Origin of the sequence: Serratia nevei, from assembly GCF_024160145.1 — a bacterium.
Lineage (GTDB): Bacteria > Pseudomonadota > Gammaproteobacteria > Enterobacterales > Enterobacteriaceae > Serratia > Serratia nevei_A.
This window is the reverse complement of record NZ_JAMYWQ010000003.1, coordinates 178,195-194,400: the sequence shown is the minus strand read 5'-3', so window position 1 is coordinate 194,400 and position 16,206 is coordinate 178,195. Positions and strand designations below refer to the sequence as shown.

Genomic DNA, 16,206 nt, shown 5'->3' with positions numbered 1-16,206 from the left:
AACAACGATTGCCGCCGCCAGACAATGCGTTTATTGTGATGAACGACTTTTTTGCCATGATTTTTCAGAAGGATTTAAGGCGTGACTAAACTACGTGTTGGGGTGATTTTTGGCGGTAAATCGGCGGAGCATGAGGTGTCGCTGCAGTCGGCCAAAAACATTGTGGATGCAATCGACAAAGAGAAGTTTGATGTCACGCTGCTGGGGATCGACAAACAGGGGCAGTGGCACATCAACGACGCCTCCAACTACCTGCTCAACGCCGAGAACCCGGCGCTGATCGCGCTGAACCGCTCGAACAAGAACGTGGCGCTGATCCCGGGCCAGGAAAAACAGCAGCTGATCGAAGCGGGCAGCGCCGGCGCGCTGGGCCAGCTCGACGTCATCTTCCCGATCGTGCACGGCACGCTGGGGGAAGACGGCTCGCTGCAGGGGCTGCTGCGCATGGCCAATATGCCGTTCGTCGGCGCCGGCGTGCTCGGTTCGGCGGTCAGCATGGACAAAGACGTGACCAAGCGCCTGCTGCGCGACGCCGGGCTGGCGGTGGCGCCGTTCGTCACCCTGACGCGTGCCAACCGCGCCGGGTTTACGTTTGAGCAACTGAGCGAGCGCCTCGGCCTGCCGCTGTTCGTCAAGCCGGCCAACCAGGGCTCGTCGGTCGGGGTCAGCAAGGTGGAAAACCGCGCCGAGTTCGACGCGGCGGTATCGCTGGCCTTCAGCTTCGATCACAAGGTGCTGGTGGAGTCGGCGATCGTCGGCCGCGAGATCGAGTGCGCGGTGCTGGGCAACGACGATCCGCAGGCCAGCGTGTGCGGCGAGATCGTGCTGAGCGACGCCTTCTACTCTTACGACACCAAATACATCAATGAGCAGGGCGCTCAGGTGGTGGTGCCGGCGGCAATCGCGCCGGAAGTGAGCGACCACATCCGCGAGGTGGCGCTGAAGGCGTTCCGCGCGCTGGAGTGCTTCGGGCTGGCGCGGGTTGATGTGTTCCTGACGCCGGACAACCAGGTGGTAATCAACGAAATCAACACGCTGCCGGGCTTCACCAATATCAGCATGTATCCCAAGCTGTGGGCCGCCAGCGGCGTCAGCTATCAGGCGCTGATCACCCGCCTGATCGAATTGGCGCTGGAGCGCCATCAGCAGGATCGTGCGCTGAACAGCTCGGTGTTCGATCGCTAAACGCGGCAGGGGGCGGCGGTGCCGCCCCCGTCTATCACTTCACCGTCACGTCGATATCGCCGAAATACTTCTTCGACAGCGCCGCCACCGTGCCTTGCTGTTTCACTTTGGCGATGGCGGCATCCAGTTTTTTCTTCAGCGCCTCATCCCCTTTGCGCAGGCCGAAGGCGATGCCTTCACCGAGGATTTTGTCGTCGCGCACCGCCTTGCCGACGAAGGCGAAGCCCTTGCCGTCCGGCTGCGACAGGAAGCCGCTTTGCCCCGACGGCGCCATCACCAGCGTGGCGTCGAGCCGACCGGCCGCCAGATCGAGGTAAACCTGATTCTGATCCTGATAAGACACCACGTCCACGCCCGCCGGCGCCCAATGGGTTTTGGCGTAAATCTCCTGAATCGATCCTTGCAGCACGCCCACGTGTTTGCCCGCCAGCGATTTGGCGTCCGGCAGCAGGCCGCTGTCGGCCTTGGCGATCAGGCGGTTCGGCACCTGATAGATGGCGTCGGTAAAGGCGATCGCCTGACGCCGCTGTTCGGTCACGTTCATCGCCGAGTTGATGGCGTCGAACTTGCGCGCCTGCAATGCCGGGATCAGGCTGTCGAACGAGGTTTCCACCCAGCTGCATTTCAACTGCGCGGCGGCGCATACCGCGTCGCCCAGTTCGATGTCGAACCCTTCCAGTTTGCCGCTGGCGGATTTGGATTCGAACGGCGGATACAGCGCTTCCAGGCCGAAGCGCAGGCTGTTTTCCGCCGCCAGCGAAGAGCCGGCGGCCAGCAGGCATCCGGCGGCGAACAGCGTTTTCAGTGCTTTCATAGGCAGTGCCCCTTTCCCATGGTCGGACAAAAAATTACGCCTGGCTCAGGCGGCGCGCGCCTTCCAGCAGGGTCTCGTTATCTTTGGAAAAACTCAGCCGGATAAGGCCGGTATTGGTGCCGTCGCTGTAGAACGCCGACAGCGGGATCGTCGCTACCTTCGCTTCGCGGATCAAGCGTACGGCGAAATCATTGTCGCTTTCGTGACTGAAGCCGCTAAAACGGGCCAGCATGAAGAAGCTGCCGCGGCTGGGCAGCAGCTCAAAGCGCGAATCCTGCAAGGCGCTGGCCAGCAGATCGCGCTTTTGTTGGTAAAACGCCGCCAGCCCCAGGTAGCTCTGCGGGTTGGCGAGCGCGGCGGCGAAGGCGTGTTGCATCGGCGTATCGGCGGAGAACACCATAAACTGGTGCACCTTGCGGATCTCGTCCATCAGCGCCGCCGGCGCCAGGCAGTAGCCGACGCGCCAGCCGGTGACGTGGTAGGTTTTACCGAACGACGACACGATCACGCTGCGTTCCGCCAGCTGCGGATAGCGCGCCATGCTGTGGTGAATTTCGCCGTCGAACACCACGTGTTCGTAGACCTCGTCGGACAGGATCACGATGTCGGTGTCGCGGGTCAGGGCGGTCAGGCGTTCGATGTCGTGCTCGTCAAACACTGCGCCGGTCGGGTTGTGCGGCGTGTTGACGATGATCATGCGCGTTTTGCCGTTGATGGCGGCGGCCACTTCGTCCCAGTCGACGCGAAAATCTTGCAGCGACAGTTTGATCGCCACCGGCGTGGCGCCCTGCAGGCGCACGATCGGCGCATAGCTGTCGAACGCCGGTTCGAAATAGATCACCTCGTCGCCGGGATGCACCAGCGCGCTGATCGCCGAGTACAGCCCTTCGCTGGCGCTGGCGATCACCGTGATTTCTTCGTCGGCGTCATAGCGTGCGCCATACAATCGTTCAGCTTTTTCCGCCAGAGCAGCACGTAACGCCGCCACGCCGCTCATCGGCGCGTATTGGTTATGACCTGCGCGCATGGCTTGCGCCGTAGCCTCGATCAGCTGCGGGTCGCCGGCGAAGTTGGGCGCGCCCTGCGACAGATTGAGGGCCTGATGTTCGGTGCTGAGTTGGCCAATGACGGTGAAAATGGTGGTGCCGACGTCCGGCAGCTTCGAGCGGGATGAACAGGCGCTCTGCATGATGGGCTCCAGGCAAACAGGGAAGTGTTGAGCGATTAAGCATCAGCCGGCGTAGGCGGACAAGGGAAAGTTTGTCATACTTGCCATGCACTACGATCATACCTAATCGAGGCCCGCTATGCCGATATCCCTGCCGTCGCTCGACGTGTTGAAAACCTTCGTGGTGGTGGCGCAACGCCTCAACTTTACCCATGCCGCCCGGCAACTGCACCTGACGCAGGGGGCGGTCAGCCGGCAAATTCTCGGGCTGGAGCAGCGCTTGGGTTATCCGCTGTTCAGCCGCCAGGCGCGCGGTTTGGCGCTGACGCCGCAGGGCGCGCAGCTGCTGGCGCCGGTGCAGCAGGCGCTGGGGCAGCTGGACGAGGCGCTGACGCGGGCCGCCGCCCCGCCGGGGGCGCTGCGCATCAAATGCCCGACCTGCGCGATGCGCTGGGTGCTGCCGCGCGTGATTCGCCTGCAGAATGAACGGCCGGACATGCATATCGAGCTGACTGCCTCGGTGTCGCACGGCCTGGATTTCAGCACCGAGCAGTTTGACGCCGCGGTGGTATTCGGCCGGCCACCGGGTAAAAAGCTGGCCGCGCACCTGCTGTTCGACGAAATCCTCACGCCGGTCTGCACGCCGACGTTTCTGCCGCCGGCGCCCCGGCTGGCGGATTTGACGGACAAAACCCTGCTGCACCCGACGCGCGATCGGCGCGACTGGCTGCGCTGGCTGAAGGCGGCGGGGGCCGATGCGCTGCCGTCCGGCAAGGCTCAGCATTTCGATACTCTCGATCTGGCGATGAGCGCCGCGCTGCAGGGGTTCGGCATCGCCATCGGCGATCTGTGCCTGCTGGAGGAGGATATTCAGGCGCGGCGCGTCGTCACGCCTTTCCCGCTCTGCGTCAGCAGCGGCGCGGCCTATTATCTGGTCTATCCTGAACGCGGGGCGCCGCAGCCGGCGTTGGCGCCGCTGATCGATTTTCTGACGGCGGAGGCCGCCGACAGCCGCGCCCGGCTGCAGAATTACCTGCCGATAACCTGTAATGCTTTGTAAACATTACCGATGCGAATTCCCTTGGCGATGAAACAGAGTGTGGCAAACTGTTTCTTCACTCCGATTAAACCCCGCGGCGTTGGCAGCGGAAACACGCCTGAGATAAAACAAGATGAAATGGCTTTGTGTGGTGAGTATGTTGTCCGGTCTGGCCCTCAGCCCGGCTTTTGCGCAGGAAACGCCGATAACGCAGGGCATTCACGCCCAGCAGCGCGACGCCTTCGTGTCCCATTTGATGAAGCAGATGACGCTGGAAGAGAAGATCGGCCAGCTGCGGCTGATCAGCGTCGGGCCGGATAACCCGAAAGAAGCGATCCGCGAGGGCATCCGCAAAGGGCAGATCGGCGCCATCTTCAATACCGTCACCCGCCCGGACATTCGGGTGATGCAGGATCAGGCGATGCAGCTCAGTCGCCTCAAAATTCCGTTGTTCTTCGCCTATGACGTGGTGCACGGCCAGCGCACCGTGTTCCCGATCAGCCTGGGGCTGGCGGCCAGCTTCGATCTGGAAGCCATTGCGCTCAGCGCCCGCGTGGCGGCGCAGGAGGCCAGCGATGACGGTCTGAACATGACCTTCGCGCCGATGGTCGATATCACCCGCGATCCGCGCTGGGGCCGGGTCTCCGAAGGCTTCGGCGAAGACACCTGGCTGGTGTCGAAAATCGCCAAAGTGATGGTCGACGGTTTCCAGAACGGCGACCCGGCCAAGCCCGGTTCGGTGATGGCCAGCGTTAAGCACTTTGCGTTGTACGGCGCCGTCGAAGGCGGCCGCGATTACAACACCGTCGACATGAGCCCGCTGCGCATGTATCAGGACTATCTGCCGCCTTACAAAGCGGCGGTGGATGCCGGCAGCGGCGGGGTGATGGTGTCGCTCAACTCGGTGAACGGCGTGCCGGCCACCGCCAACCCGTGGCTGCTGAAAGACCTGCTGCGCGACCAGTGGGGCTTTAAAGGCATCACCATCAGCGACCACGGCGCAATTAAAGAGCTGATTAAACACGGCGTGGCCGCCGACGCGCGCGACGCGGTGCGGCTGGCAATCACCTCCGGCGTCGACATGAGCATGAGCGACGAGTTTTACGACAAATACTTGCCGGGTCTGGTGAAAGACGGGCTGGTGCCTGAAAGCGATATCGACCGCGCCTGCCGCGACGTGCTGAACACCAAGTACGACATGGGGCTGTTCACCGATCCGTATGTGCATCTGGGCCCGGCGGGTTCCGACCCGCAGGACACCAACGCCGAAAGCCGTCTGCACCGCGCCGAGGCGCGGGTGGTGGCACGCAAAACGATGGTGTTGTTGAAGAACGATAAGCAGACGCTGCCGCTGAGCAAGCAGGCGACCATCGCGCTGGTCGGGCCGATGGCCGACAGCCAGCGCGACGTGATGGGCAGCTGGTCGGCCGCCGGAGTGGTCAAGCAGTCGGTGACCCTGCGTGAAGGGCTGGAGCAGGCGGTGGGCGACAAGGCGCGCATTCTTTACGCCAAGGGCGCCAACGTCACGCAGGATAAGGGCATCATCGACTACCTGAACGAGTATGAGCCGGCGGTGGCGTTCGATACCCGTTCGCCGCAGCAGATGATCGACGAAGCGGTACAGGCGGCGAACAAGGCCGACGTGGTCGTGGCGGTGGTGGGGGAATCGCAGGGTATGGCGCATGAGGCCTCCAGCCGCGCCGATATCACCATCCCGCAGAGCCAGCGCGATCTGATCGCCGCGCTGAAAGCCACCGGCAAGCCGCTGGTGCTGGTGCTGATGAACGGCCGGCCGCTGGCGCTGAGCTGGGAGAGCGAGCAGGCGGACGCGATGCTGGAAACCTGGTACAGCGGCACCGAGGGCGGCAACGCGGTGGCGGACGTGCTGTTCGGCGACTACAACCCGTCGGGCAAGCTGCCGATGACCTTCCCGCGCTCGGTCGGCCAGATCCCGATGTACTACAACCACTTGAACACCGGCCGCCCGTTCGGCAAGGAGAATCCGGGCAAGTACACCTCGCGCTACTTCGATTCGCCGAACGGCCCGCTGTATCCGTTCGGTTACGGCCTGAGCTACACCACCTTCAGCCTGTCGGATCTGAAACTGTCCAGCCCGACGATGGCGCGCAACGGCAAGCTAACCGCCAGCGTCACGCTGAAAAATACCGGCAAGTACGACGGTGCCACGGTGGTGCAGCTGTATCTGCAGGACGTGACCGCCTCGGTCAGCCGGCCGGTAAAAGAGCTGCGCAACTTCAAGAAAGTGACGCTGAAGGCCGGCCAGTCGCAGCAGGTTGAGCTGCCGATTAGCGAAGACGATCTGAAGTTCTACAACGCCAGCCTGAAATGGGGGGCGGAGCCGGGCAAATTCAACGTGTTTGTCGGCCTGGACTCCGACAACGTGCAGGCGCAAAGTTTTACGCTGAAGTAACCCTGTCCCCCTCGTTCGCCGCGCTGAGCGAGGGGGCATCCATTCCCGCTAACGTCATCGGAGCTTGCCTCATGAAACGCTATCTGGACTGCAGCGCCAGCGATCTGGCCGATATCGGCAAAGCCGATCTGCTCTACGCCATTCGCGCCAGCGAAGGGCGCATCTTGGTCAGCGAAACCATCGCGGTCACTCAGCCGCTGCTCAATAACGTCACCAACGCCGAGCTGGCGGCCAGCCAGGGCGCCGACCTGCTGCTGCTGAACCTGTTCGACGTCGATCAGCCGCATATCGCGGGCCTGCCCGCCGACGTGCCGCCGCAGGAGGCGCTGCGCACGCTGCAGCGCCTGACCGGGCGGGTGATCGGGGTGAACCTGGAGGCTGTCGATCCGGCCTTTGCCACCAAACATAACGACTTCTGGCAGATGACGGCGGGCCGCGCCGCTACCGCCGAGAATGCGCGCAAACTGTATCAGCTCGGCGCGCGCATGCTGGTGCTGACCGGCAACCCGAACAACGGCGTCAGTAATCGGGCGATCGCCGCCGCGCTGAAAGCGATCCGCGATGAAGTGGGCGACGAGATGGTGCTGGTGACCGGAAAAATGCACGGCGCCGGCATCGTGCGTGAAAGCGGCAGCCAGCTGATCGGCGAGCAGGACATCGCGCTGTTCGTGGAGAACGGCGCGGACATCGTGCTGCTGCCGGCGCCGGGCACCCTTCCCGGCATGTCGCAGGAGAAAGTGGCGGCGCTGATCGCCTTTGCCCAGCGGCAAGGCGCGCTGGCGATGACGGCGATCGGCACTTCGCAGGAAGGCGCCGACGTGCAGACCGTACGGCAGATCGCGCTGATGAGCAAAATGGCCGGGGCGGATCTGCACCATATCGGCGATACCGGCTATCTGGGGCTGGCGCTGCCGGAAAATATCTTCGCCTACAGCGTGGCGATTCGCGGCGTGCGCCACACCTACAGCCGCATGGCGCGTTCAATCAACCGCTAAACGCTCCGGCGCTCAGGTCTTTTGCGCTGTCACGATGCTGTGGTAGCCGAGCGACGGTATCACCTGCGGGGTATCGAAGCCGACGTCGCTCAGCAGGTCGCTGATGTCCTTGCCGGAATATTGGCGGCCCTGCGTCGTCCAACCCAGCATCAGCAGGTTGTAACCGGCAAGCGTGGACGGGCCGTCATTGCCGTCGTCGAACAGCGCTTCGTGGATGACGATCCTGCCGCCGACGGGGAGCGAGTCATAGCTCTTTTGCGCCAGAAAACGGTTTTTGTCCGCCGTCCAGCCGTGAAAGACATTGGAGTACAGATGCAAATCCGCCGTTGGATAGGGATCGTGCCACATATTGCCGCCGTGTGTGCTGATGCGGTCGCTGAAACCGTAGCGCTGCGCATAGTCGGTGGCCAACGGGCACACTTCCGGCAGATCGAAGACGATGCACGTCAATTCCGGCCAGTGGGACATCATACCGATGGCGTGAGTGCCGGAGGCACCGCCGATATCCAGCGCCACGCGGTGCGTCGACAGGGAAAGTCGCGTTGGCCACAGGCTGGCCGAGCCGATGCTCAGGCTGTGCATGGCGCGGGTGAATCGATCGGCTTTGTCGGCATCGATCTCGTGCGTTTCGTACACCTCCTGTTCGCCGTAGACCTGAGGCGTGTTTTTTCGCAGCGCACCCTCCAGGTTTTTCAGCGAGAAATTTTCGCCGTTTTCATACAATAAATCCCAATAATAACCAAAATAGTGCGGGCTTTTTTTTAGCAGGAAAGTTTCTGTTTCCGCTGTAAGGTGAAACTTTCCTTTATTAGTGGTCACTAATTTCAATGCGGCCAACGCTGCCGTTATGGCTTCGGCCGGTCGCCTTTCCAGTCTGGTCGCGGTGCAAATATCGGCCAGGCCGCAGGGGCGTTCGGCAATAAGTTCAAATATCCCCAGGCGATGCGCAATAATTACCGCGGGATAAAGGTATAGATTCATGGTGATATCGAAAATGATCTTGTCATCGTGTTGCGGCGGCCGTATGGAATGATTCATGCGGGGCTTCTCCTGTTGAGGTGTGGTACACCCTGAGAGGCTATGTCATGCCTGCGATTTTGGCAAAGGGCGGCGCAAAATATCCCGTTCACCAACGCTTGTATGGCGAATAATCTCTTGGTGAGATTATTTTTATTGAGAGCACGCGCAATAAAATAATGCCGGACGGAAAACGATAACTCAATTATGTTTTTTATTGTATTAATGGTTAATTTAATCGCAGTTATCAACGCACTCTGCTGAGGCAAATCGGCGTCCATCGATATTCACTTTCGTTTTATGAATAATTAAAATTTAATGCCTTCATTATTAAAAGGAGTCAACTCTGAAAAACGCATTCCGACCGGCATGATTAGCACGAACCTGGGTCTGTTCAACATCGCCAATGCCGGCGGGTTCATTCCCTGGCTCCTATTCACGCTGCCTCTTTCCGCCTGAGCCGCCACCCCGGTTTGATCCCGCTGATTGTTTCACCAGGCTCATCGCTATATCATTATCTATATAACGATAGTCAACCGGTCACTGCCATGTTTAACTTTCTCCCGCGCCTGCTGCTGGCGCTTGCGTTATTTTCCTCCGCCGCCCTGGCGGATCGCCAGGTCACCGACCAGCTTAACCGCCAGGTTACGCTGCCCGATCACATTACCCGCGCGGTGGTGTTGCAACACCAAGCGCTGAACCTGCTGGTGCAGCTTGACGCCATGCCGCAGGTGGTCGGTGTGCTCAGCAGCTGGAAAAAACAGCTGGGGCCAAACTACCTGCGGCTGGCACCGGCGCTGGCAACCCTGCCGATGCCGGGCGATCTGACCTCGGTGAACATCGAGAGCCTGCTCGGCCTGCATCCGCAGGTGGTGTTCGTGGCCAACTATGCGCCGCCGGAGATGATTGCGCAGATCGAACGGGCGGGCATTCCGGTGGTGGCGGTCTCGCTGCGCCGCGAAGCGGCCGATCAGGCGGGCAAAATGAATCCCCGGCTGGGCGATGAAGATCGGGCTTATACGCTGGGCCTGCAGGACGGCATTCGCCTGATTGGCCAGGTGATGGGGCGTCAGCCTCAGGCCGAAGCGCTGATTAAGGACGTCATCCAACAGCGCGCGTTGGTCGCCGAACGGCTGCGCGATCTGCCGGAAAATCAACGGGTGCGGGTGTATATGGCCAACCCCGATCTCACCACCTACGGCGCCGGCAAGTATACCGGGTTGATGATGCGGCATGCCGGTGCGGTCAACGTGGCGGCGAAGGAGATTCAGGGGTTCAAACAGGTTTCTATCGAGGATGTCCTGAAGTGGAACCCGGCGGTGATTTTCGTGCAGGAGCGCTACCCGGACGTGGTGAAACAGATCCTGACGTCAGCGCAGTGGCAGCCGATCGACGCGGTGAAGAATAAGCGGGTCTATCTGATGCCGGAGTATGCCAAGGCTTGGGGGTATCCGATGCCGGAGGCGATGGCGCTGGGTGAGTTGTGGATGGCGAAAAAACTCTACCCGCAGCGTTTTGCCGATATCAATCTGCAGCAGCGGATCGACGCTTACTATCAACGTTATTACCGCGCCACCTGTTGCCAGAGCGGGCAATGAGGCTGGGCTGGCTGGCGTTGTTGACGCTGTGCTGCGCGCTGTTTTCGCTCGGCGTTGGCCGCTTTCAGGTGCCGATGACGCACAGCCTGATGATTTTGCTGGAGCCGTTCACCGGGCAGCATTATGCAGGCATCGATGCTATCCAACGCCAGGTGATCCTGGGGGTGCGCGTGCCGCGGGTGCTGTTGGCGATGGGCGCCGGCGCGGCGCTGGCCCTGTGCGGCGCGGCTTTGCAGGGCGTCTTTCGCAACCCGCTGGTCGATCCGCATATCATCGGCGTGTCTTCCGGCGCGGCGTTTGGCGGCACGCTGGCTATTCTGCTCAGCCTGCCGTTGGCGGCACTGTTGCTGTCGGCTTTTGTTTTCGGCATGGCGGCGCTGCTGCTGATTTTCACTCTCACCAGCGCGATTGCACGGCGCAATATTCTCTCTTTGGTACTGGCGGGGGTGATCCTCAGCGGTTTCTTCTCCGCCTGCGTCAGCCTGATGCAATATCTGGCGGATACCGAAGAAAAACTGCCGAGCATCGTGTTCTGGCTGCTCGGCAGCTTTGCCACCGCCGATCGGCAAAAGCTGCTGATGCTGTTTGTGCCTTTGCTGTCGGCCGGCGGCTTGCTGCTGGCGCTGCGTTGGCGCATCAATCTGCTGTCGTTGGGCGATGAGGATGCCGGCGCATTGGGCATCAACGTTGAGCGCACCCGCTGGCTGATTTTGACGCTGTGCGCCGCCATCGTGGCGGCCCAGGTGGCAGTCAGCGGCAGCATCGGTTGGGTCGGTCTGGTGATCCCGCACGTGGCGAGGCGGCTGGTGGGGCCGGATCATCGGCGTCTGCTGCCGGCTGCGCTTTGCCTGGGCGCGCTGTACATGTTGGTGATCGACGATTTGGCGCGCACGCTGAGCAGCAGCGAAATCCCGCTGGGCATTCTGACCGCGCTGATTGGCGCGCCGCTGTTCGCGCTGCTGCTGCGCCGCGCGCAAGTGAGAGGCTGGCATGACTGACACCTTATTGGCCGCCAGGGGTGTGCATTTCGCCTGGCCGGGCGGGGCACCGCTGTTCCAACGGCTGGATGTACAGCTGCGGCGCGGCGAGGTGCTGGCGGTATTGGGCCCGAATGGGCGCGGCAAGAGCACGCTGTTGCAGCTGTTGTTAGGCAGCCTGACGCCGCAGTCCGGCGAGATTGAGCGCCACGGTGAGATGGGCTTTGTCCCGCAGCACTTTGCGCCGCCGTTCGCCTATCGGGTGCTGGATATCGTATTGATGGGGCGGGCGCGCCATGTCGGCCTGTTCCGTTCACCGTCAGCCGAGGACCATCGGCTGGCGAGAGAAGCGTTGCAATCGTTGGATTTGCAGGGGCTGGCTGCGCGTGAATTCGGCAGCCTATCCGGCGGCCAGCGCCAGTTGGTGATGATCGCGCGCGCGTTGGCGATGCGCTGCGAGGTGTTGATTCTGGATGAACCGACTTCGGCGCTGGATCTGCATTACCAGGATCGGGTGTTGAGCCTGATGGCTCGCCTGGCACGGGAGCAGCAGTTGGCGGTGGTGTTCTCCACGCACCAGCCGAACCATGCCCACGCGGTGGCCGATCGGGCCTTATTGCTGGGCAAAGAAGGGCGCAGCCGGCTCGGGCCCTGCCGCGAGGTGTTAACGGCGCAGTCTCTGTCGCCCCTGTTCGAACTGGCTATCGAACGGGTGCCGCTGACGGTGGCGGGCCGCCGCTATGCCACGCTGGTGCCGTTGTATCGCAGCCAACTGGAGCGACATGATGAGTGATATCCTGCTGTTTGCCGCCGGCAGCCTGCGGCTGGCGTTTGCGCCGCTGCTGTCGGCGTTTCAGCGGCACATCGGGCAAAAAGTCACGGCGGAATTCGGCCCTGCGGGGTTGTTGCGCCAACGGATAGAGAACGGCGAGCGGCCACAGCTGTTCGCTTCGGCCAACCTGGCGCACCCGCAAAGGCTGGCGGATCTTGGGATGGCGGGCGCAGTGCAGGTTTTTGCGCGTAACCGGCTCTGCGCTACGGTACGCAACGTGCCGGCGCTCACCGGGCGTCCGCTGCCGGAGGTGCTGTTCGACCCGCGCTGGCGCCTTGCCACCTCGACGCCGGGGGCCGATCCCTCCGGCGATTATGCGCAGCGGCTTTTCGAGCGCTGTGAGCAATACTGGCCGGGGCAAGGGGAAGCGTTGCGCCGCCGGGCGCTGCCGTTAGTGGGCGGCATCGACTCCGCGCCGGTGCCGGCGGGCCGGCTGGCGGCGGAGTATCTGATCGCCGGCGGGCAGGCGGATATTTTTCTCGGCTACGCCAGCTATGCTCCGGCGTTGGCGGTTTACCCTGCGTTGGCGGTGCGGCCGTTGCTGCCGCCGCTGGACATTGAGGCGGATTACGGTTTATGCCTGTTGGAGGACGGCGCACAGCGGTTGGCCGCATTTATCTTGAGCGAACAGGGGCAGGAAATCCTGAGCCGGCACGGATTTATGCGGCGCACGGAATGACTCGCCGGGCCAGGCGGCCCGGAGAATCTTACCAGAACAGCGGGGTGGTGTTTTCAGCCAGAAACGCCAGCAGCGTTTCGTTGACCGCCGTCGGGTTTTCCTTGTTGCTGATGTGCCCGGCGTTGGGGATCTGTACGTGCCGACAGCCGAGAAGATCCGCCATGCGCTGGCCTTCCGCCGGCGGGCGCGGCTTATCCTGTGCGCCGGTGATGACGATGCAGGCGGCGGTGACTTTTTCCAGCAGCGCCAGCTTGTCGGGGCGGCCGAAGATCATCCGGCCCAGCGGCACGATGCTCTCGCGCAGGCGATCGGCGGGCAGGCTCTGCAGATGGGCCAGCAATGGCTGTGACAACGCATCGGGCACTTCGTCGGAATAGAACTGCGCGGCGATATATTCCAGCAGTGGCGAAGTGATGGCGCCGGCCTGTTCAACGTCGGCCAGCATGCCCATATAGCGCTGCCGCGCCTCCGGCGTTTCGTCGCCCAGGTAGCTGTCCATCAGCGCCAGCACCTTGACCCGCTCCGGCGCCAGTGCTGCCAGCTCGGCGCCCCACATACCACCGACGGACAGGCCGACGATACCGAATTCTTCAATATCCAAATGATCCATCAGCGCCAAATGATCGGCGGCGATATCCGACAGGCTGTTTCGCCCGGCCGGCAGCGCCGGTGAGTCGCCGTGGCCCCAGAGATCCGGCACGATCAGACGGTAGCGTTTAGCCAGCGCTTCAAACTGCGGCGCCCACATGTTCAGATCGAACAAATAGCTGTGGCCCAACAGCAACGGAAAACCTGAACCCACGTCGAGGTAATGCAGGGATTTGCCCATCGTTGGCATCTTATCGGTTCCTTATATAAAGATATTCCCGGCTGCTTATATCACACTCATATTCAACTCGCGGTATTAATTTACCTTAAATTACTCAGGCGCGCGCTTATTTTTAATTTGTTTTGATAACAAGAAGTCAATGAAAGGTGACATTAAGGATAATATTCTGGTCGACACAAAAACCTTGGTTTATGCTGATGTTCCTTTCGGTATCGAATAGATAAACAGGACGTCGCGATGAAAAGGCTTTTCAGACTATTAATTATTTTGCTTGTCATTTTGCTGCTGGCCGTGGTGCTGTGGTGGTTCTTCGGGCGCGGCAACCCCAATGCGCTGTGGCAGATAGTCAGCCAACAGTGCGTGCCCAATCAGCAGCAGAACAACGATCCGGCGCCCTGCCTAAAGGTCGATTTAACCGAAGGTTATGTGCTGTTTAAGGACAACAAAGGCCCTTACCACGATCTGGTGATGCCAACCGACAAGGTCAGCGGCATCGAGAGCCCGGTATTGCAGACGGAGCAGGCGCCGCCTTATTTCGCCCAGGCCTGGAATAACCGCGAACATATATCCGGCGAGCTGGGTAAACCGTTAAAAGACGCGTGGGTTTCTCTGGCGATCAATTCGAAATATGGCCGTTCTCAGAATCAACTGCATATTCACGTTGCCTGCCTGCGTCAGGATGTCTATAACGCACTGGGGGAACAGGTGCAGCAATTAGACCAGCAATGGCGGCCGCTGGCGGTAAAATTGGTTGGCCATCAATATCTGGCCAGAAAATTGGCGGGTACTGATTTAACGAAAGAAGACCCGTTCCGTTTGCTGCAAAACTATGTGAGTGAGCAGGGCGACAGTATGGCTAATTATGGCCTGGCGCTGGCGGTCAGCCCGCAGGGCGAGATGCTGTTGTTGGCAAACCGTTTGAAGCTGACCGATCTGAACCTGGGCTCGGCCGGTGAAATTCAGGACTACCAATGCGCAGTGGCGGGGAACTGAAGATGATGACAACTCGCCGGCTGCCTTGGCCGGCGGTTGCCGTGCGGTCAGAGTTTCTTCAGCAGTTCCAGCAGCTGCGCTTCGTTTTTCTCCGCCAGCCCGTCGATCGCCAGCTTGATGATGTCGGAGCGGGTGATACGCACGATGCCGCTGCGTGCCGCCTGGACGATCACCTCATCGACGGCGTCAATGTGGTTGTCCGTCAGGCTGACGGAGATCGCCTTGTAGGTGCGCTTGCGGCCGGCCGGTTTGGCTTCCGGCGCGGGCGCCGCCACCGGCAGCGTGTGCGAGGTGGCGCTGTTGATGAATTCGTCTTCCGACATGCGGTGGGTGGGGGTGCGTTTCTTCACAGGATCACCTCTTTCACCAGACATTCAATTTCGGTCTGCGCCTTTTCGTTGTTCGCCTCATGCACGGTGATGGCTTCGCCCCAGGCGTCGCGGTAAATCTTGCGGTCGCACAGGCGGTGGCTCACCAGCGTGAACTCCGGGTATTCGCTCAGCACCTGCGCCGCTTCGTTGGCTTCATTGATGAAGATATTGGTCGGGCACATGTTCAGCACGATGTAGCCTTTGACCTTCTCGTTATATTCCTGCGCGGTGGAGAACATCTCCGACAGATAGCCGACGGTGTCGAGATCCATTTGCGAAGGGCGCAGCGGCGAGAGGAACAGATCGGCGGCCAGCAGCCCGGAACGCAATTCGGCGCTGTCGCGGCCGGCGGTGTCGACGATCACGTAGTCGTAATGGCGATCGAGCTCCAGCAGCGTTTCCTTGATTTTGCCCGAGGCGGCCACCACCGGAATGTGCGGCAGCCCTTCGACATTCTGACGGTCGTTGTACCAGGTCATGATCGATTTCTGGTCGTCGGCGTCGACGATGATCGCCGTCTTGCCTTGCTTGAGAATCAGATACCCGGCGATATTCACCGCTTTCGTCGATTTGCCGACGCCGCCTTTTTGCGAGCCAATCAGAACAATCATGCTGCCATCTCTCAAGTTATTAAGCTGATAACTTATTAAGTTAATGTGCTTGTTAGGTTGATAATCAAACAGGTTAACAACAACAACTCGCGAACAATATGCACCAACTGCGGCGGCTTGCCAAGCCAGTATGTCGTTAACTACGCAGCTTATTTTGCGGTGCATGGGCCGGATGGGTAAGTAGGAATTCTCTGGGAAATGGCGATGCGGTGGCGGGTTTTATTAATTTGACAGCTTAATAAGTTAGTTACTTATTAAGCTGTTGCCGACATTATTTCTTCATCATCGCCTTCAGGTTGGCGAACGGGTTGTGGGTGGCGACGCCGACATCTTTCTGCGCGTCTTCACCGGCCACCACCGTCGAACCGTATTGATCGGCCTCGGTGTATTTCGAGTGCTCGTGGTCGTGGCAATACAGGCACAGCATTTCCCAGTTGCTGCCGTCTTCCGGGTTGTTGCTGTGATCGTGATCGATGTGGTGCACCGTCAGTTCGCGCAGGTTGGAATAAACGAACTCGCGCGAGCAGCGCCCGCACACCCAAGGGAACAGTTTCAGCGCTTTTTCGCGGTAGCCGGTTTCCAGCTTCGCATAGTTTTTGGGGATATAGGCCATGGTGGTCGTCCGTCGTGAATCACTATGCGGCAAATAATAACACACTGCGTGCGG

Annotated in this window: 16 protein-coding genes; 9 read left to right on the top strand and 7 right to left on the bottom strand. The window is 60.8% G+C overall.

Features of this window, described 5'->3' with window-relative positions; translation table 11 throughout:
- The first annotated feature begins 81 nt into the window (after positions 1-81).
- Positions 82-1,185: a D-alanine--D-alanine ligase gene (gene ddlA / locus M6G53_RS04415; RefSeq protein WP_033637551.1), complete on the top strand. Its 1,104-nt coding sequence runs from the start codon at positions 82-84 to the stop codon at positions 1,183-1,185.
- A 34-nt stretch (positions 1,186-1,219) separates the two neighbouring features.
- Here ddlA and M6G53_RS04410 read toward each other — a convergent pair whose 3' ends face one another.
- A complete protein-coding gene (locus M6G53_RS04410; protein ID WP_253329266.1) occupies positions 1,220-1,999 on the bottom strand; it encodes an ABC transporter substrate-binding protein in 780 nt (259 codons plus the stop codon).
- A 34-nt stretch (positions 2,000-2,033) separates the two neighbouring features.
- The gene (locus tag M6G53_RS04405; RefSeq protein ID WP_253329264.1) at positions 2,034-3,188 is read right to left on the bottom strand and encodes a methionine aminotransferase; all 1,155 of its coding nucleotides are present in this window, start codon (positions 3,186-3,188) and stop codon (positions 2,034-2,036) included.
- A gap of 118 nt (positions 3,189-3,306) precedes the next feature.
- Between M6G53_RS04405 and M6G53_RS04400 the strand changes: the two genes are divergently transcribed.
- The 3 genes from M6G53_RS04400 to M6G53_RS04390 all read left to right on the top strand — a co-directional run bounded on the left by M6G53_RS04400 (position 3,307) and on the right by M6G53_RS04390 (position 7,632).
- Positions 3,307-4,227, top strand: a complete 921-nt coding sequence (locus tag M6G53_RS04400; RefSeq protein ID WP_253329262.1) for a LysR substrate-binding domain-containing protein — start codon at positions 3,307-3,309, stop codon at positions 4,225-4,227.
- 112 nt (positions 4,228-4,339) lie between these two features.
- Complete coding sequence (gene bglX / locus M6G53_RS04395) at positions 4,340-6,637, top strand: beta-glucosidase BglX (RefSeq protein WP_253329260.1); 2,298 nt, start codon at positions 4,340-4,342, stop codon at positions 6,635-6,637.
- Positions 6,638-6,708: 71 nt separating this feature from the next.
- Positions 6,709-7,632, top strand: a complete 924-nt coding sequence (locus tag M6G53_RS04390; RefSeq protein ID WP_253329258.1) for a DUF7916 family protein — start codon at positions 6,709-6,711, stop codon at positions 7,630-7,632.
- A 12-nt stretch (positions 7,633-7,644) separates the two neighbouring features.
- Here M6G53_RS04390 and M6G53_RS04385 read toward each other — a convergent pair whose 3' ends face one another.
- On the bottom strand, positions 7,645-8,355 hold the full coding sequence (locus M6G53_RS04385; RefSeq protein ID WP_253329256.1) for a methyltransferase: 711 nt from the start codon (positions 8,353-8,355) through the stop codon (positions 7,645-7,647).
- Positions 8,356-9,197: 842 nt separating this feature from the next.
- Between M6G53_RS04385 and M6G53_RS04380 the strand changes: the two genes are divergently transcribed.
- From M6G53_RS04380 to M6G53_RS04365, 4 genes are read left to right on the top strand one after another with little or no spacing between them, the layout of a single operon-like run.
- Entirely contained in the window at positions 9,198-10,247 is a 1,050-nt protein-coding gene (locus M6G53_RS04380; protein ID WP_253329254.1) for an ABC transporter substrate-binding protein, read from the top strand.
- A complete protein-coding gene (locus M6G53_RS04375; protein ID WP_253329252.1) occupies positions 10,244-11,245 on the top strand; it encodes a FecCD family ABC transporter permease in 1,002 nt (333 codons plus the stop codon). The genes M6G53_RS04380 and M6G53_RS04375 overlap by 4 nt, the downstream gene beginning before the upstream one ends.
- A complete protein-coding gene (locus M6G53_RS04370; protein WP_253329250.1) occupies positions 11,238-12,017 on the top strand; it encodes an ABC transporter ATP-binding protein in 780 nt (259 codons plus the stop codon). Before M6G53_RS04375 ends, M6G53_RS04370 begins: the two co-directional genes overlap by 8 nt.
- Positions 12,010-12,735, top strand: coding sequence for a substrate-binding domain-containing protein (locus M6G53_RS04365; protein ID WP_253329358.1), 726 nt, complete (start codon positions 12,010-12,012; stop codon positions 12,733-12,735). Before M6G53_RS04370 ends, M6G53_RS04365 begins: the two co-directional genes overlap by 8 nt.
- 28 nt (positions 12,736-12,763) lie before the next feature.
- Here M6G53_RS04365 and M6G53_RS04360 read toward each other — a convergent pair whose 3' ends face one another.
- On the bottom strand, positions 12,764-13,564 hold the full coding sequence (locus M6G53_RS04360; RefSeq protein ID WP_253329357.1) for an alpha/beta fold hydrolase: 801 nt from the start codon (positions 13,562-13,564) through the stop codon (positions 12,764-12,766).
- Between the two features lie 237 nt (positions 13,565-13,801).
- Here M6G53_RS04360 and M6G53_RS04355 point away from each other — a divergent pair, with 237 nt between their 5' ends.
- Positions 13,802-14,557: a CDP-diacylglycerol diphosphatase gene (locus tag M6G53_RS04355; protein WP_253329248.1), complete on the top strand. Its 756-nt coding sequence runs from the start codon at positions 13,802-13,804 to the stop codon at positions 14,555-14,557.
- A 47-nt stretch (positions 14,558-14,604) separates the two neighbouring features.
- Here the strand turns inward: M6G53_RS04355 and M6G53_RS04350 are convergent, their stop codons facing one another.
- The 3 genes from M6G53_RS04350 to yajD form a co-directional block, all read right to left on the bottom strand.
- Positions 14,605-14,907, bottom strand: a complete 303-nt coding sequence (locus M6G53_RS04350; protein ID WP_253329246.1) for a hypothetical protein — start codon at positions 14,905-14,907, stop codon at positions 14,605-14,607.
- On the bottom strand, positions 14,904-15,539 hold the full coding sequence (locus M6G53_RS04345) for a division plane positioning ATPase MipZ (RefSeq protein WP_253329244.1): 636 nt from the start codon (positions 15,537-15,539) through the stop codon (positions 14,904-14,906). Before M6G53_RS04345 ends, M6G53_RS04350 begins: the two co-directional genes overlap by 4 nt.
- Positions 15,540-15,810: 271 nt before the next feature.
- Positions 15,811-16,152, bottom strand: coding sequence for an HNH nuclease YajD (gene yajD / locus M6G53_RS04340; RefSeq protein ID WP_016928619.1), 342 nt, complete (start codon positions 16,150-16,152; stop codon positions 15,811-15,813).
- Positions 16,153-16,206 lie beyond the last annotated feature (54 nt).

Bases quoted from the DNA above. Each gene is read 5' to 3' on its own strand.
- M6G53_RS04355 (WP_253329248.1), top strand. From the start codon at position 13,802: ATGAAAAGGCTTTTCAGACTATTAATTATTTTGCTTGTCATTTTGCTG.
- M6G53_RS04360 (WP_253329357.1), bottom strand. From the start codon at position 13,564: ATGGGCAAATCCCTGCATTACCTCGACGTGGGTTCAGGTTTTCCGTTG.
- M6G53_RS04370 (WP_253329250.1), top strand. From the start codon at position 11,238: ATGACTGACACCTTATTGGCCGCCAGGGGTGTGCATTTCGCCTGGCCG.
- M6G53_RS04380 (WP_253329254.1), top strand. From the start codon at position 9,198: ATGTTTAACTTTCTCCCGCGCCTGCTGCTGGCGCTTGCGTTATTTTCC.
- M6G53_RS04345 (WP_253329244.1), bottom strand. From the start codon at position 15,539: ATGATTGTTCTGATTGGCTCGCAAAAAGGCGGCGTCGGCAAATCGACG.
- M6G53_RS04365 (WP_253329358.1), top strand. From the start codon at position 12,010: ATGAGTGATATCCTGCTGTTTGCCGCCGGCAGCCTGCGGCTGGCGTTT.
- M6G53_RS04405 (WP_253329264.1), bottom strand. From the start codon at position 3,188: ATGCAGAGCGCCTGTTCATCCCGCTCGAAGCTGCCGGACGTCGGCACC.
- yajD (WP_016928619.1), bottom strand. From the start codon at position 16,152: ATGGCCTATATCCCCAAAAACTATGCGAAGCTGGAAACCGGCTACCGC.
- M6G53_RS04375 (WP_253329252.1), top strand. From the start codon at position 10,244: ATGAGGCTGGGCTGGCTGGCGTTGTTGACGCTGTGCTGCGCGCTGTTT.
- bglX (WP_253329260.1), top strand. From the start codon at position 4,340: ATGAAATGGCTTTGTGTGGTGAGTATGTTGTCCGGTCTGGCCCTCAGC.
- M6G53_RS04390 (WP_253329258.1), top strand. From the start codon at position 6,709: ATGAAACGCTATCTGGACTGCAGCGCCAGCGATCTGGCCGATATCGGC.
- M6G53_RS04410 (WP_253329266.1), bottom strand. From the start codon at position 1,999: ATGAAAGCACTGAAAACGCTGTTCGCCGCCGGATGCCTGCTGGCCGCC.
- M6G53_RS04400 (WP_253329262.1), top strand. From the start codon at position 3,307: ATGCCGATATCCCTGCCGTCGCTCGACGTGTTGAAAACCTTCGTGGTG.